Origin of the sequence: Pseudooceanicola pacificus, from assembly GCF_009789075.1 — a bacterium.
Taxonomy (GTDB): Bacteria; Pseudomonadota; Alphaproteobacteria; order Rhodobacterales; family Rhodobacteraceae; genus Pseudooceanicola; species Pseudooceanicola pacificus.
On the sequence record NZ_WNXQ01000004.1, the window covers coordinates 193,771 to 208,033 of the forward strand.

Here is a 14,263-nt window from a genome sequence, read left to right on the forward strand (position 1 = left end):
ATGGTGCGGGAACCTTAGCCGGGCACCCCTGCGGCGATGTCCCCCGCGCGTGTTACAGGTGCCGGTCCCTGCGCGCGGGGGCAGCGCGCCCCCCTGCCCCCGGTAGTCTGGGCCGGTTGCAACAGGATCGGAGAGGGCCCCGTGCTGGACACCGTGCAAGACCCCGTGAAAGACTACGACGCCATCGTTATCGGATCGGGCGTGAGCGGCCTGACCGCGGCCATCGTCGCCGCGCAGGGCGGGCTGGACGTACTGGTGATCGAAAAGGCCAAGGTCTTCGGCGGAACCACGGCCTATTCCGGCGGGGTCGCCTGGATCCCCAACAATCACCTGATGCACCGTGCCGGGCTGGAGGACAGCCGCGAGAAGGCCGAGACCTACCTGCGCGCGGTCCTCGGCAACTATTACGACGAGGCCAAGATCGACGCCTTCCTGGAATACGGCCCGAAGATGCTGGAGCACATGGAGGCGACGACGGAACTGGAGTTCCTGGTCGCCCCCACCCCGGATTACGAGCCCGACAAGCCCTGTGCCTATCACTCGCGCGGGGTTCTGGTACGCGAATTCGACGGGACCAAGCTGGGCGATCACCTCAAGCTGCTGCGCCAGCCGCTGGATACCCTGACGGTGCTGGGCGGCATGCAGGTGGCGGGCGCCGACATCACGCCGCTGCGCACCGCATTCCAGAGCGGGGCGAGCTTTGCCTACACGACGAAGACCGTCCTGCGCTATGCCCGTCAGAAGGTCACGCACGGGCGGGCGACGCGGCTGGTCAGCGGCAACGCGCTGGCGGGGCGGCTGCTGAAATCGGCGCTGGATGCGGGCGTGACGCTCTGGAACGACTGCCCGGCGCTGGAACTGCTGAAGTCCGGCGACCGGGTCACCGGCGTTCGGGTCCGCCGCGCGGGGCGGGAGCTGGCACTGACGGCCCGGCGCGCGGTCGTGCTGGCCTCGGGCGGGTTCGGCGCGAACGAGGAGCGGCGAAAGGAATTCATGCCGAACCCCGCGCATCACCGTTCGATCCAGCCGGCCGAGAACGTGGGCGACGGCGCCACGATGGGCGAGTCGGCGGGCGGCACGCTGGTGCGTGACAACCCGATGAACGCGATCTTCATCCCGATCTCGGAACATCGGGGGGCGGATGGCAGGATGCAGCGCTTTCCGCACATCATGATCGACCGCTACATGCCCGGCTCCATCGCCGTGAACCAGGCGGGCGAACGCTTCGTGAACGAGGGGCTGTCGTACCAGCATTACGTCACCACCATGCATGCCGAAGGGATGGACCGGTCTTTCCTGATCGGCGACCGGACCTTCCTGCGCCGCTATGGCATGGGGCTGGTGCGCCCCTTCCCCTACCGCATCGGCAAGTGGCTGAAGAACGGCTACCTGACCGAGGGGCGCACGATCGAGGACCTGGCCGGCAAGCTGGGGATCGACCCGGCCCGGCTGAAGGCCACGGTCGAGCGGTTCAACGGCATGGCCCGCAAGGGGGCCGATGACGACTTCGGGCGCGGGGCGGATGCGCATTCGCGTTTCCGGGGCGACCAGACGGTCAAGCCGAACCCCAGCCTCGCCCCGCTGGAAACCGGGCCGTTCTATTCCATCACGCTCTACCCCGGCGACCTGAGCTCCGTCGCGGGCCTGGACACGGATGCGCGGGCGCGTGTGCTGGGGCAGGACGGCAGGCCGATGCAGGGGCTTTATGCCGTCGGCCTCGACATGAACTCGATGACCAAGGGGATGTACCCGGCCGGCGGGTCCAGCCTCGGGCCGGGGCTGACCTTTGGCTATATCGCCGGTCTGGATATCGCCGCACTGCCCTGACGGGACGGCACGCGCGACGGCCCGTCAGCCGCCGGTGACGCTGGTTTCCGGCATCGCGGCCATGCGGTCGCGATGCGCCAGGTAGATGCCGCTGGCCACGATGCAGCCGCTTCCGACGATCATCCACAGGTCCGGCAGGTCGCCGAACAGCACGAACCCGTACAGCAGGACCCACAGGATCTGGGTGTAGAAGTAGGGGGCCAGCCCCGAGGCCGTGCCCTGCCGGTAGGCGTGCACGGTCAGGATATGCGCGATGGCCCCCAGCATCCCGACGCTGCCCAGGTTGAACCAGGTCCAGAATCCCCCCTCGACCCGCAGGAGTTCCGGCGCAAAGGGGGTCAGCACCACGGTCAGCAGAACCGCCGGGATGAACATCAGCGTGTCGGTCCGTTCGGTCCGGGTCAGCACACGGGTGAGAATGGTGAAGACGCAGTAGGACAGCGTGGCGCAGAGCGCATAGAAATGCCCAGGGTTGATCTGCTGCGACCCGGGGCGGGTGATGATCAGCACGCCCAGCATGCCGAGCGCCACCGCGAACCAGCGGCGCGGCTCGACCGTTTCGGCCAGGGCCAGGCGGCCGATCACCATGGTGAAGATCGGAATGGTGAAGACGATCGAGACGAATTCGAACAGCTGCAGGTGCATCAGGGCGAGGTAGGCGAAGACGCCTGCGGTCAGGATCATCGCGCTGCGGACGACATGCAGGCCCCAGCGTCGGGTGCGGTAGCAGCTCGGGTTGCGCCAGGCGCGGAAGATCACCGTCACCGTCACAAGCTGCACCATGTAGCGCGCCCAGAGGATGAACGGCACCGACGCCCCGGCCAGGACCAGTGTCTTGGCCATGGCGTCGGTTGTGGAGTTCAGGAAGGTCGCCGCAATCAGGCACAGGATCGCCGGTCCGGGCACGGCCGGCGAGACCGGGAAGGGCGTCGCTCCGCGTGTGTGGGTCACGAGTCCGATTGCCACTTCTGGACCATCAGCGCCTGCGACAGCCCGCCGTCGCAGCAAATCTCCTGCGCGGTGATGTAAGAGGCCATGGGCGAGGCAAGGAAGACGGCAAGGTCCGCGATCTCGCGCGGGGCCCCCATCCGGCCCAGGGGGATGCGCTCGGCCCGGGCGGCCTGCGTCTCTCTCGTCATGTTGGCCAGCAGCAGCGGGGTCAGGACGGATCCGGGGCTGATGACGTTGACCCGCACGCCGTGCTCGGCCCATTCCACGCCCATGGTCCGGGACAGATGGATCAGCGCGGCCTTGCTGGTGCCGTAGGACCCGCCGTTGGCATAGGCCCGCCCACCCGCCAGGGACGAGATGTTCACGACCGAGGCGACGGGGCTGGCCTTCAGCAGCTGCAGGGCGCTGCGGGCGAGCATCAGCGCGCCTTCGACGTTGACCTCGAACGAGCTGCGCCATTTGCCCAGGTCCGCGTCCACCAGCGGCTGCGGTGCGATCACCCCGGCCGAATTCACCAGCATGTCCAGTCCGCCATAGGCGCTTTCGGCCTTGGCCAGTGCCTGGTCGATATCCTCCTGCTTGCAGACGTCCATGCCGACCGCGGTGGCCTCTCCGCCCTCGGCCTTGATCGCCCTGGCGACGCCGTCGGCCATGTCAGGGCGCAGGTCGGCGACGATGACACGCACGCCGTTGGCAGCAAAGGCATGGGCGATGGCCTCTCCGATGCCGCTGCCGCCGCCGGCGACAAGGGCCACCCGCCCCTCCAGCGTCGAGGTTCTCATCCAGTCGCGGCGCAGGGCCTTCGGATCGCGGTCGTCCGTCATCTATGGTCTCCGGTCATGGGAATGCGGCGCGGGCTGCCGGTGGTGGCGCCCGCGCAGGGTCAGAACAGCAGGTGTGGCAGGAAAAGCGCGATGGCCGGGAACAGCGCCACCAGCGCCACGCGGATCAGGTCCACCCCGATGAAGGGTATGATGCCACGGATGATGCGCGAGATCGGCACCTCCGGCGTCACGCTGCGCATCACGAAGAGGTTCACCCCGATGGGCGGCGTGATCAGGCCGAGCTCGCACAGGATGACCAGCAGGATGCCGAACCAGACCGGGTCGAACCCCAACCCGGTGACCACCGGAAAGAACAGCGGCACCGTCAGCAGCACCATCGAGATCGACTCCATCAGCATGCCGAGGATGATGTAGATCACGCAGATCACCAGGATCACCAGCGCCGGGGAGAAGCCCGAGTTGGTGACGAAGTCCAGCAGCGCCCCGTGCGCGCCCGAGTAGTTCAGGAACTCGGTAAAGAGGCCGGCGCCGATGATAAGCGCGAACAGAACGGCCGTGGTTTCGGCGGTGTCGACCAGGATGTCCAGGAACTGCGCCATCCCCAGCTTGCGCCGCGCCAGCGCGATGACCAGCGCCCCGAAGGCGCCGAAGCCCGCCGCCTCGGTCGAGGTGAAGAAACCCGAATAGATGCCGCCGATCACCACTGCGAACAGCAGCACCGCAGCCCAGATGTGCGACAGGGACGCGATCCGTTCCGACCAGGGCGCGCGCTCTGCGGCGGGGGCGATGTCGGGATAGCGCCAAACCGTCCAGCGCACCGCGACGATGTAGAGCACGATACCCAGCAGCCCGGGGATCAGCCCCGCGGCATAAAGCATGCCGATGTGCGTTTCGGTGATGATGCCGTAGATCACCAGCAATACGCTGGGCGGGATCAGGATGCCCAGCGTCGCGCCCGCGGCGACCGAGGCCGTCGAGAGCCGGTCGTCGTAGCCGTACTGCCGCATAGATGGCATCGCGACCTTTCCCATGGTGACCACCGTGGCGACCGAAGATCCGCAGATCGAGGCAAAGCCGCCGCTGGCCACCACGGTGGCCACGGCCAGTCCGCCCTTGCGCGCCCCCAGGAACGACTGCGCCGCGCGATAGAGTTCGCGCGAGATGCCGGTGCCGGCGACGAGGTTGCCCATCAGGATGAACAGCGGGATGACGACCATCGAATAGGTCATCGTGCTGTCCTTGGACACCATCGCCAGCATCGACGACGCCGGACGCCAGCCCACGAGGTAGGCAAAGCCCAGGAACCCGATCACGCCCATGGCCAGGGCAATCGGGACACGCATGAATATCAGGGCGAAGGCCGCCCCGAATCCGACGAGTGCCACTTCCATATTTCTACCCTCCGGGTCGTTTGTTGTCTTGGGCGCCGCGGCGACGGCCTCAGCCGTTGGTGCCGCCGGACGCCAGGTTCGCCGCGTCGACGTCGCGTTCGGCAGGACGCCGCGCGCTCGGTCGCCACAGGTGGCGCACACCGATCGCCAGAATGCAGACGGCCGTGATCGCGGCAAAGACCGCCATGCCGTAGACCAGCGGCGCGATCGGCAGCTTCAGCGTCGGGGTCAGGTCGTTGTACCGGGCGGTGCTGTCGCCCAGGTGCCACAGGCGCCAGGCCATCATGCCGAAGAAGAACACCCCGACGACGATGCCGGTTATCGCCTGCGCCGCCTTGAAGATACGGCTGGGCACGAAGTCGAAGAGGTCGACCACGATGTGGCTCTGCCGGATCGCGATCAGCGGCAGCATCAGGAAGACGATGGCCCCCAGCGACAGCTCGGTCAGTTCGGCGGCGCCGTTGAGCGGGCGGTTGAAGAAGTTCCGCCCGATCACGTCGATGAAGGTCAGCATCATCAGAAGGAACAGAAGCACGGCCGCGACGAAACGTATGGCCTTCTCGATTTGGCGTAGCACGGCGGTTCCTCCCGTCCCGGATCAGTTCGAGGGTGCGGATTCGGCGTCGCTCACCCGGCGGCGGAACTCGGCGAGCACCTCCAGCGGGTTTTCCATCCCCTTCTCCCTGGCGCGGGCGGCCCATTCCTCTTCCAGCGGCCTGGTCGCTTCCTTGAGTTCGGCCAGGAAGTCGTCGCCGATGGTCTTGACCGTCATGCTTTCCTTGGCTTCCATCTGCTCCATCGCGATGGCACCCGCATTGGCAAAATCGTCGGCCAGTTCCTGGGCCAGTTCGTCACCCGAGATCGCCCAGATCGCCTTCTGGTCCTCGGGCGAGATGCGGGCCCAGCTGTCCTCGTTCATGATCATGCCAAGCGCGGCGCTGAACAGGCCGCCGGGGATGATCGTGTAGTGCTTGCCGAGGTCGAGCATGTTCATGTTGATGACCGTCTCGGGCTGGGCCAGGCTGCCGTCGATCACGCCGGTGGACATCATCTCGTAGGCCTCGTTCGAGGACTTGAGGATCGGCACCGCGCCAACCGCTTCCAGCATCGAGGTCGCATAGGGGCCCGAGCTGCGCAGCTTGACGCCCTTGAGATCCTCCATCGAGTTGATTTCTTTCCCGACGGTCACGATGTTGCCCGGTGCGTTCGAGATCATGGTCATCACCTTGACCCCGTCGAATTCGCCCAGCGGTTCGATATACTCCTTGTAGATGTCCCAGAAGATCGGGCCGAAGGTGCTGGGATCGTTGCCGACCCAGGACATCTCGCCCATCTCGGACAACACGAAGCGGCCGGGGGTGTAGCCGGTCACGATGAACGACACGTCGGCCAGGCCGTCGCGCACGACATCGAACTGCCCCGCTGCGGTACCGACCATCTTGGGCAGGGTCTGGACCTTCACGCGGCCCTCGGTGACCTGCTCGATCTGCTCGAACCAGGGATACATCACCTCGGTGTTGACGTGGTGCTGCGCCGGCAGCCACGACGAATAGCGCAGGGTGACGTCTTCGGCATAGGATTGCCCCGCCGCCAGGCCGAACAGCGCGCCTGCTGCTGCAATTTGCGTGATCTTCATCGTGTTACTCCTCCTGTGCGGGTGGCCGTGTCGTTGAGTCTGGCCGACCCACCGAAAACCTGACCTCATTTGAGAAGACGGGGGCCGACGCGTCTGTCCCTATCTATGTGACAGCTTGCGACGGGGGCCTTGTCCCCGTGGGCGGGTGCATGGCCGGCCGCGGCGCACCCCTAGGCTCGCCACAGGTGAGGGAGCGGGACAGGAGGCCAGTGTGACCAGGATCGCGGTCGTCTATGACAGCAGCACGGGACATGATCACGCCATCGGACAGGCCGTCGCCGCCGGGGCGGACGGTGTCGGTGCCGAGGTCCTGGCCGCAGCCGGGGTGCAGGGCCAGCGCATCGCCCGTTTCGCCGCCGCCCTTGCGGGCCTGCGCGGCGCGCCGGACTAGGCCCCAGATGCGCGCCGGGACGGATCATCGCACCGCAGCGCACCGCCTACCTCCGGGGTGGCAGTTCACGCTATCTGCGGTGGTTCTGTTCCTGGCGCTCTTCGGCAGCCACCTCGCCACGCCGCTCTACCCGATCTGGCAGGCGGATTTCGGGCTGTCGAACACCGACATCGCGATCATCTTCGCGGGCTACCCGGTCGGTGTCACCTTCGGACTGTTGCATGGCGGGCGGCTTGGCGACCAGCTGGGGCGCAAGCCGCTGACCCGGGCCGGGCTGCTGACCATCCTTGCGGCCAGCCTGTGCTACCTCTGGGCCGGCGGCTTCACCAGCCTGCTGGTGGCGCGCCTGCTCAACGGTTACGGCATCGGCCTGCTGAGCGGCCCGGCCGTGGCCGCCATCGTCGAACTGCACCCGACCCGCAACCGCGGCAGCGCCTCGCGCATCGGGGCCATCGCGACGCTCAGCGCCCCGGCCGCGGGCATGCTGACCGCGACGCTGATCGCCCATTACGCCACCGGACCCACCGCCGTGGCCGCGCCCTACATCATCTTCGCCGTGCTGCTCACGCTGGGCCTGATTCTGACCGGGGGCTATCGCGAGACCATCCACCCAGAGGAAAAGCAGAGCCTGCGCAGCGCCTCTTTCCGGCCCCAGGCCCTGCGGGTTCCGCCCGGCATCGCGCTGCCCTTCGCCTATGCGGCCTGCGTCGCGGTCCTGACCTGGGCCAATACCGGGCTTTGGCTGTCGCTCGGCCCCAGCATCATCCCGGCGCTCATGCAGGGCGCGCATCCGATGACCGGCGGCCTGGCGGTCGTGGCCTTCCTGACCACCGCCGGGATCGTCCAGCTTGGCGGCGGCTGGCTGGGCTACCTGCGCGCGATCGTGGTCTCGCTGATCCTGGTGATCGCCGCGCTGACAACCGTGCTGGCATCGCTCCACGCAGGCGGCGTCGCGGGCGTGGCGCTCGGCATGCTGCTTGGCGGGACCTCCCAGGGCCTGGCCTGGATGGGCGTGGTCGAACTGACGAACCGGATCGCCCCGGACTGGAGCCGCGCGACCGTGCTCTCGGTGCTCTACATCTGCTGCTATTTCGGCTCAGTGGTGCCGGTCCTGCTGACGGGGCTGGCGGCAGATGTCTTCGGCCTGTCTCGGGCCTTCGGCGGCCTGTGCGTCCTGTCGATGAGTTCGGCCGTTGCGCTGCTGATCTGGACGGCACGCCTGCGCAGGGTCCTGCCGGACCGGCACGAGATTTTGCCGGATGTCCCCAAAGGCGTGGACAGGACGGCATCGGCGGCTCCGCCAGACTGACCGGAACCGACCCGCGTCCCGACCCGGAGAACCCACATGACCGACAGGCCCTATTCCGGCCCCCTCAAGGGGCTGCGCATCCTCGAGATCGGCCACTTCATCGCCGCCCCCTTCTGCACCCGTGTCCTCGCCGATCTGGGCGCCGACGTGATCAAGATCGAACCCCCCGCGGGCGATCCCGTGCGCAAGTGGGGCGCGGCGGTCGAGGGCCGGTCGCTCTGGTGGTCGGTGCATGCCCGCAACAAGCGGTCCATCGCGCTGAACCTCAAGGCGTCCGGCGCGGTGGATGTGGTCCGCCGGATCGTCCGCGACTGCGACGCGGTGGTCGAGAACTTCCGCCCCGGGCAACTGGCCCGCATGGGTCTGGGCAATGACGTGCTGCGGGCCGACAACCCCGGTCTGGTCATCGGCCATGTCTCGGGCTTCGGCCAGGACGGCCCCTACCGCGACCGCGCCGCCTTCGGCGTGGTGGGAGAGGCGATCGGCGGCCTGCGTTACCTGTCGGACCACGCGCCGGGCACCTCCGACCTGCCCCCGGTGCGGGCGGGGGTCAGCATCGGGGATTCGCTGGCCGGGCTTTATGCCGCGCTCGGCATCGCGGCCTCGCTCTGGCAGCGCGACCGGACCGGGGGCGACGGGCGCGGGCGCACGCTGGACGTGGCGCTGACGGATTCGGTGCTGAGCATGATGGAGGGGATGCTGCCGGAATACGGAGAACTCGGCCGCATCCGCCAGCCCTCGGGCTCGCGCATTCCGACCGCCGCGCCGTCCAGCGCCTATCCCTCGCGCGATGGCAAATGGGTGGTGATCGCCGGCAATTCCGAGCCCCTGTTCCAGCGCCTGGCCGGGCTGATGTACCGGCGCGACCTGATCGACGATCCGCGTTTCGCCGACAACCCCGCGCGGGTCGCGAACGTGGCCGCGCTTGACGCCATCATCGAGGGCTGGACCCGCCAGCACGACGCGGCTGCGCTGCTGTCCCTGCTGGAACAGGCGGACGTGCCCTCGACCAAGATATACGACGCCGCCGATTGCGCCGCCGATCCGCAATACGCGCTGCGCGGCATGGTCCGGCAGGTCGAGGACCCGCACCTTGGCCGGACACTGACCCATCCCGGCATCGTGCCCTTGGTCACAGACGACCCGGGCGACATCCGCTGGTGCGGCCCGGACATCGGCGAACACACCGACGAGGTGCTGACCGGCGCCGGCTACACCCCCGAGGCCATCGGCGCCCTGCGCGCGGACCGGGTGATCGCATGACCGACAGCGTGACCATCGTCGAGGTCGGGCCCCGCGACGGGTTCCAGGGTATCGGCCCCTTCATCCCCACGGCGGACAAGATCGCCTACCTGCAACGCCTCGCCGCCGCCGGGCTGCGCGAGGTCGAGATCGGGTCCTTCGTCAGCCCCCGCGCCCTGCCCCAGATGGCCGACACTCCCGAATTGCTGGCCGCCTGCGACGGTATCCCCGGCCTCTCCCCCCGCGTCCTGGTGCCCAGCGAAAAGCACATGCTCAGGGCGCTGGACAACGGCGCGCGGTTCCCGACCTTCGTCCTGTCGGTCTCGGAAAGCCACAACCGCAACAACGTCCGCCGCCACACCGACGAGTCGGTGGCCGAGTACCTGCGCCTCGTCGCGACCCTGCCCCAAGGCACCGACATACGGCTGGATCTTTCCACCTGTTTCGACTGCCCGTTCGAGGGGCGCATCCCCGAAGAGGCGGTGATCGCCCTGCTCGGGAAACTGGTTCCCGCCCTGCCCGGCGCCGAGATCTGCCTCTGCGACACCACGGGCAAGGGCGAGCCGCAGCAGGTCGAGCGGCTGTTCGGCATGGCGCGCGAGGCCTTTCCCCAGGTGAAACGCTGGGCGATGCACGCGCATGACACCTATGGCCTGGGGCTTGCGAATGTCTTTGCCGCGTATCGCAGCGGGGTGCGGATCGTCGACGCCTCCTTCGCGGGGCTGGGCGGCTGCCCCTTCGCGCCCGGTGCCACGGGCAACGTGGCGACGGAGGATGTCGTCTGGATGTTCCACCGCATGGGCGTGGCCACCGGCATCGATCTCGACGCGCTGATCCCCGTGGCCTGCGACGGCACCGGAATCCCCGGCGGGCAAAGCGGCGGGCGGGTGCGCGCCGCCATGACCGCCGCCTGCGGCTGAAGGGTCAGCGGATGCGCGAGGCCGCGTGCATCCGGTCGCCGAACATGGCCGACCATTGTTCGGGCGTCAGCTCGGCCCGGACCCGGGTGTAGAGGCTCCGGTTCTCGTCCATCAGCGCCGCGCGGGCGGCGGCGACGGCGGGCCGCGCCGCGATCCGGTCGTGCCAGTCCGACACGGCGGGCAGGTCGTCGAGGCCCAGCCCGATCAGCCCAAGCCCGCCGATCCACGGAAAACAGGCGATGTCGGCAATGCCGTAGACACCGGCCAGGTACGGGGCTTCGGCCAAGCGATACTCCATCACGTGCAGCAGACGCTCGGCCTCGCGACGGTACCGCTCGATACCGTATGTCTGGCCCTCGGGCGCGTAGCGGACGAAGTGATGCGCCTGCCCGTGCATCGGCCCGAGGCCCGCGATCTGCCAGGCCAGCCACTGCTGGCACAGGCTCCGCCCGCGCAGATCGGCGGGCATGAACCGGCCGGATTTCTCGGCCAGGTAGGTCAGGATCGCGCCGCTTTCAAAGACGCTGAACGGCGGGCCGTGATCCACGGGCGCATGATCCACGATGGCGGGCAGCTTGCAGTTCGGGTTGATCCGCCGGAACGCCGGTTCCAGGTGGGTGCCCGCGAACATCTCGTACCGCACCAGCCGGTAGGGCAGTCCGGTTTCCTCCAGCATGATGGCGATCTTGAGGTTGTTGCCCGTGGCGACGCAGTGCAGGTCGATCACCGGATCAGTCCACCCTGACGACGATCTTGCCGAAATGCCCGGCCTTGCGCAGCAGGTCGTAGGCCGCCTGCACCTCGTCCATCGCAAAGACATGGCCGATGGCGGGCCGCAGCCCGTGCCGCGCCACCGCGCGGTTCATCGCGTGAAACTGCGCGCAGCTGCCGACGGTCATGCCCTGCAACCGGGCGGATTTCCCGATCAGCAATCGCGGCTGCACCCCGGCACCGTCCTGCGCGACAAAGCCGATGGCGATCGCCGTGCCACCGATCCGCAGCGATTTCAGCGAACGCTCCAGCGTGCCCGGTCCGCCGACCTCGACCACCGCGTCGACCCCCTCGCCGCCGGTCAGGCGCAGGACCTCCTCGTGCCAGTCGGGCATGGCGCGGTAGTCGATGATCGTCTCGGCCCCGAGCTCTGCCAGCTTCGCGCGTTTTTCGGCGCTGCCCGACAGGATGATCGGCCGCGCCCCGGCCATGAGCGCGAACTGCAGCGCATAGACCGACACCCCGCCCGACCCGATGAGCAGGACCGTCTCTCCCGGCTGCAGGCCCGCGACCTCGAACAGCGCGTTCCACGCGGTCAGGCCGGCGCAGGGCAGCGTCGCGGCCTCTTCGTCGGTCAGATGATCGGGCACCGGGATCGCGGCATGGGCCGGCAGCAGGGCGTATTGAGCCAGCATCCCGTCCATGTTCGCCCCCAGCGAACGGGCCCGCGCCGCGGCCGTGATCGGCCCCGTGATCCAGTCGGGGTAGAAGGCACCCGCCACCCTCTGCCCGACCGACAACCCCGAGACACCGGGGCCAAGCGCCGCGATCTCTCCGGCGCCGTCCGACAGCGGGATCACCACATCGGGCAGCGTGCCGTAGATGTAATCCATCACCAGCAGGTCGCGGAAGTTGAGCGAGGTGGCCCGCACCCGCACCAGCACCTCGCCCGGACCCGGTTCGGGCACCGGGCGCTCGGCCACCTGCAGCGTGCCGCCGCCGGTGGCGGTCAGCAGCTCGACCGCTTTCATCTGTTTCATACCTGTGCCTCCGGCCCTGTGCTTCAGTCGATGAAGAGCCCGCCGTTCACCGCGATTGTGGTGCCCGTGATGAAACCGGCCAGCGGCGCGGCCAGGAACGAGGCCGCATGCGCGATCTCGTCCGGGTGTCCGACGCGGCCCATCGGGATCGCGTCCATCAAGGTGTACTTGGCGCCATCAGTTGTGGCGCCCGTCGCCTTGGCCAGCATCGGCGTGTCGATCGGCCCGGGGGCGATGGCGTTGACCGTGATGCCCTGTTTCGCCAGCGCCCGGGCGGCAAAGCGGGTCAGGCCCAGCACGGCGGCCTTGGAGGCAGAGTAGTTCACGCCCGACTGCAGACCGCCGGTCTGCCCGGCCATGGACGACACGGTGATCACCCGCCCGTGCTCCACCGGCGTCGTGCGGCGGCGGCGCGAGAATTCCCGCACGCAAATCATTGTGCCGCGCGCATTCACGCCCATGGTGAAATCCCAGTCCGACAGCTCGGTATCGGCAAAGTCGGGCGCGGTCGCCATGCTGCCGTTGCCCAGCGTGCCGGCGAACTGCGCCAGCACGGAAACCGGCCCCATCTCGCCCTCGACCGTGTCGAATAGGGCGCCGACGGCGGCCTCGTCCGTCACGTCCAGCGCGAACCCGCGGTGGCCCGATCCGGGCAGCCCGGCGGCGGCGGCTTCGGCGGCGGGGCCGTTGAGGTCGGCAACCGCGACGGTCATCCCGTCCTCGGCAAAGCGGCGGGCGGTCGCGAGGCCAAGCCCGCTTGCGCCCCCGGTGACCAGGGCAAATCTCATCGTCGTCATCCTTATCCTGCGGTCCCGCGACGGGCCGCGCCTCAGGCCTGGGTCGCTTCCCAGGCCGCGATCATCTCTTCACTGACGTAGACCGAGGCGGTCTGCCCCCCGTCCACCGCCAGCACCTGCCCCGTCACGATCCGCGCCTCGTCGCTGGCCAGGAAGGCCACGGCCGAGGCGACGTCGCCGGGGTCGCCGGTCAGTCCCATCGGCATGGTGCCAAGCACCAGCGCCTTGAAGCGTGCGGTTTCCAGCCGCTCCTCGGTGCCGGGCGTTCGGATCACCCCCGGCGCCACTGCGTTGACCCGCAGCCCGCGCGCGCCGTAGGTCGCGGCCATCTGGCGGGTCAGGCCGATCACCCCCGCCTTGGCCGCCGTGTAGGGGCCGAAGCCCATGTAGCCCGACAGCCCGATGGAGGAGGCGATGTTGACGATGTTCCCCCGGCTTTCGAGCAGCATCGGCAGCGCATCGCGCGACAGCCGGAACATCGCCCGCAGGTTCACGTCGAGGTAGAGGTCATAAAGGTCGTCGGTCGTGTCGTGGACCTGCGGCGCATTCCCGAGGCCTACGTTGTTCACCAGGATATCGAGACCACCAAACGCCGCCCGGCAGGCCTTGAGGATGCGCTGCGGCGCCTCGTCGGCCGTGGCGTCCTGTACCAGCGTCTCGGCCCCTGCCAGCCTGTCCAGACCGTCGGCATTGCGGTCGACGGCAAGCACGCGGCAGCCCTCGGCCAGCAGGCGCGTGGCGATGCCGTGGCCCAGCCCCCGCGCCGCACCGGTGACAATGACGGACCGTCCCGCGAGACCCCGCATCAGATGCGGCCCGCCATCCAGTCGTCGGCATAGTCCTTGCCGATCTGGACGGTCTGGTTGTCGAACATCAGGATGCGCGTCGCATCCATGTCGAGGAACGCGCGTTCGTCCGCCAGCATCTCGGTCTGGAAGTAGTCGAGCGCGTGCAACTCCTTGCGGGCGTCGAGGCTGGGAAACCAGACCTCGGAAAACCCGTCGTAGTCCAGCGGGCCGACACCCGGCCAGCCCTCGCCGGGAACCATACGGTGCTGGACGTAACGCTTGATGTATTTCCCGACGTCCGGAATGCCGGCGATCAGCGGGCCGTGCACGTCGCGCCAGTGGGCGTGGAACTGGTCCAGCGTCAGCCCCGGCTTCCGCTTGTAGAACCCCAGTGTGATGATCATGTCGCCTCCGCCGGATGCCGTCAGTATGCTGACGCGAGTCCTGCCATGTTCCGCACCGCGCCAAGGCCCCT

General features: G+C 68.4%; 15 protein-coding genes. 5 read left to right on the top strand and 10 right to left on the bottom strand.

Annotated features, from left to right (window positions below; genetic code table 11):
- The first annotated feature begins 141 nt into the window (after nt 1-141).
- Nucleotides 142-1,827: an FAD-dependent oxidoreductase gene (locus GLS40_RS09010; RefSeq protein WP_160382428.1), complete on the top strand. Its 1,686-nt coding sequence runs from the start codon at nt 142-144 to the stop codon at nt 1,825-1,827.
- A gap of 24 nt (nt 1,828-1,851) precedes the next feature.
- On the opposite strand, the gene GLS40_RS09015 is transcribed toward GLS40_RS09010, so the two are convergent.
- The 5 genes from GLS40_RS09015 to GLS40_RS09035 are packed head-to-tail and all read right to left on the bottom strand — an operon-like array spanning nt 1,852 to nt 6,590.
- Nucleotides 1,852-2,778, bottom strand: a complete 927-nt coding sequence (locus GLS40_RS09015; RefSeq protein WP_160382429.1) for a DMT family transporter — start codon at nt 2,776-2,778, stop codon at nt 1,852-1,854.
- Nucleotides 2,775-3,602 carry an SDR family NAD(P)-dependent oxidoreductase gene (locus tag GLS40_RS09020; RefSeq protein ID WP_160382430.1) on the bottom strand — a complete coding sequence of 276 codons (828 nt, stop codon included), beginning with the start codon at nt 3,600-3,602 and terminating at the stop codon, nt 2,775-2,777. Before GLS40_RS09020 ends, GLS40_RS09015 begins: the two co-directional genes overlap by 4 nt.
- Nucleotides 3,603-3,661: 59 nt before the next feature.
- Nucleotides 3,662-4,954, bottom strand: coding sequence for a TRAP transporter large permease (locus GLS40_RS09025; RefSeq protein WP_160382431.1), 1,293 nt, complete (start codon nt 4,952-4,954; stop codon nt 3,662-3,664).
- Nucleotides 4,955-5,003: 49 nt separating this feature from the next.
- Nucleotides 5,004-5,531 (bottom strand): TRAP transporter small permease, encoded by a 528-nt coding sequence (locus GLS40_RS09030; RefSeq protein WP_160382432.1) that lies wholly within the window; start codon nt 5,529-5,531, stop codon nt 5,004-5,006.
- A 21-nt stretch (nt 5,532-5,552) separates the two neighbouring features.
- Nucleotides 5,553-6,590, bottom strand: a complete 1,038-nt coding sequence (locus GLS40_RS09035; RefSeq protein WP_160382433.1) for a TRAP transporter substrate-binding protein — start codon at nt 6,588-6,590, stop codon at nt 5,553-5,555.
- Between the two features lie 211 nt (nt 6,591-6,801).
- Between GLS40_RS09035 and GLS40_RS09040 the strand changes: the two genes are divergently transcribed.
- The 4 genes from GLS40_RS09040 to GLS40_RS09055 are packed head-to-tail and all read left to right on the top strand — an operon-like array spanning nt 6,802 to nt 10,452.
- Complete coding sequence (locus tag GLS40_RS09040) at nt 6,802-6,981, top strand: hypothetical protein (RefSeq protein ID WP_160382434.1); 180 nt, start codon at nt 6,802-6,804, stop codon at nt 6,979-6,981.
- 7 nt (nt 6,982-6,988) lie between these two features.
- Nucleotides 6,989-8,290 (top strand): MFS transporter, encoded by a 1,302-nt coding sequence (locus GLS40_RS09045; protein ID WP_160382435.1) that lies wholly within the window; start codon nt 6,989-6,991, stop codon nt 8,288-8,290.
- A gap of 36 nt (nt 8,291-8,326) precedes the next feature.
- Nucleotides 8,327-9,553, top strand: a complete 1,227-nt coding sequence (locus GLS40_RS09050; RefSeq protein WP_160382436.1) for a CaiB/BaiF CoA transferase family protein — start codon at nt 8,327-8,329, stop codon at nt 9,551-9,553.
- Complete coding sequence (locus GLS40_RS09055) at nt 9,550-10,452, top strand: hydroxymethylglutaryl-CoA lyase (RefSeq protein ID WP_160382437.1); 903 nt, start codon at nt 9,550-9,552, stop codon at nt 10,450-10,452. Before GLS40_RS09050 ends, GLS40_RS09055 begins: the two co-directional genes overlap by 4 nt.
- 4 nt (nt 10,453-10,456) lie before the next feature.
- Here the strand turns inward: GLS40_RS09055 and GLS40_RS09060 are convergent, their stop codons facing one another.
- Genes GLS40_RS09060 through GLS40_RS09080 form a run of 5 tightly spaced genes read right to left on the bottom strand, consistent with a single transcriptional unit; the run spans nt 10,457 to nt 14,192 of the window.
- Complete coding sequence (locus GLS40_RS09060) at nt 10,457-11,179, bottom strand: glutathione S-transferase N-terminal domain-containing protein (RefSeq protein WP_160382438.1); 723 nt, start codon at nt 11,177-11,179, stop codon at nt 10,457-10,459.
- A 4-nt stretch (nt 11,180-11,183) separates the two neighbouring features.
- A complete protein-coding gene (locus GLS40_RS09065) occupies nt 11,184-12,203 on the bottom strand; it encodes a zinc-dependent alcohol dehydrogenase family protein (protein WP_202076031.1) in 1,020 nt (339 codons plus the stop codon).
- A 23-nt stretch (nt 12,204-12,226) separates the two neighbouring features.
- Nucleotides 12,227-12,991 (bottom strand): SDR family NAD(P)-dependent oxidoreductase, encoded by a 765-nt coding sequence (locus GLS40_RS09070; RefSeq protein WP_160382439.1) that lies wholly within the window; start codon nt 12,989-12,991, stop codon nt 12,227-12,229.
- Between the two features lie 41 nt (nt 12,992-13,032).
- Nucleotides 13,033-13,806: an SDR family NAD(P)-dependent oxidoreductase gene (locus GLS40_RS09075; RefSeq protein ID WP_160382440.1), complete on the bottom strand. Its 774-nt coding sequence runs from the start codon at nt 13,804-13,806 to the stop codon at nt 13,033-13,035.
- A complete protein-coding gene (locus GLS40_RS09080; RefSeq protein ID WP_160382441.1) occupies nt 13,806-14,192 on the bottom strand; it encodes an EthD domain-containing protein in 387 nt (128 codons plus the stop codon). Before GLS40_RS09080 ends, GLS40_RS09075 begins: the two co-directional genes overlap by 1 nt.
- Nucleotides 14,193-14,263: the final 71 nt, after the last annotated feature.

Bases quoted from the DNA above. Each gene is read 5' to 3' on its own strand.
- GLS40_RS09020 (WP_160382430.1), bottom strand. From the start codon at position 3,602: ATGACGGACGACCGCGATCCGAAGGCCCTGCGCCGCGACTGGATGAGA.
- GLS40_RS09025 (WP_160382431.1), bottom strand. From the start codon at position 4,954: ATGGAAGTGGCACTCGTCGGATTCGGGGCGGCCTTCGCCCTGATATTC.
- GLS40_RS09035 (WP_160382433.1), bottom strand. From the start codon at position 6,590: ATGAAGATCACGCAAATTGCAGCAGCAGGCGCGCTGTTCGGCCTGGCG.
- GLS40_RS09045 (WP_160382435.1), top strand. From the start codon at position 6,989: ATGCGCGCCGGGACGGATCATCGCACCGCAGCGCACCGCCTACCTCCG.
- GLS40_RS09050 (WP_160382436.1), top strand. From the start codon at position 8,327: ATGACCGACAGGCCCTATTCCGGCCCCCTCAAGGGGCTGCGCATCCTC.
- GLS40_RS09055 (WP_160382437.1), top strand. From the start codon at position 9,550: ATGACCGACAGCGTGACCATCGTCGAGGTCGGGCCCCGCGACGGGTTC.
- GLS40_RS09065 (WP_202076031.1), bottom strand. From the start codon at position 12,203: ATGAAACAGATGAAAGCGGTCGAGCTGCTGACCGCCACCGGCGGCGGC.
- GLS40_RS09070 (WP_160382439.1), bottom strand. From the start codon at position 12,991: ATGAGATTTGCCCTGGTCACCGGGGGCGCAAGCGGGCTTGGCCTCGCG.
- GLS40_RS09075 (WP_160382440.1), bottom strand. From the start codon at position 13,806: ATGCGGGGTCTCGCGGGACGGTCCGTCATTGTCACCGGTGCGGCGCGG.
- GLS40_RS09080 (WP_160382441.1), bottom strand. From the start codon at position 14,192: ATGATCATCACACTGGGGTTCTACAAGCGGAAGCCGGGGCTGACGCTG.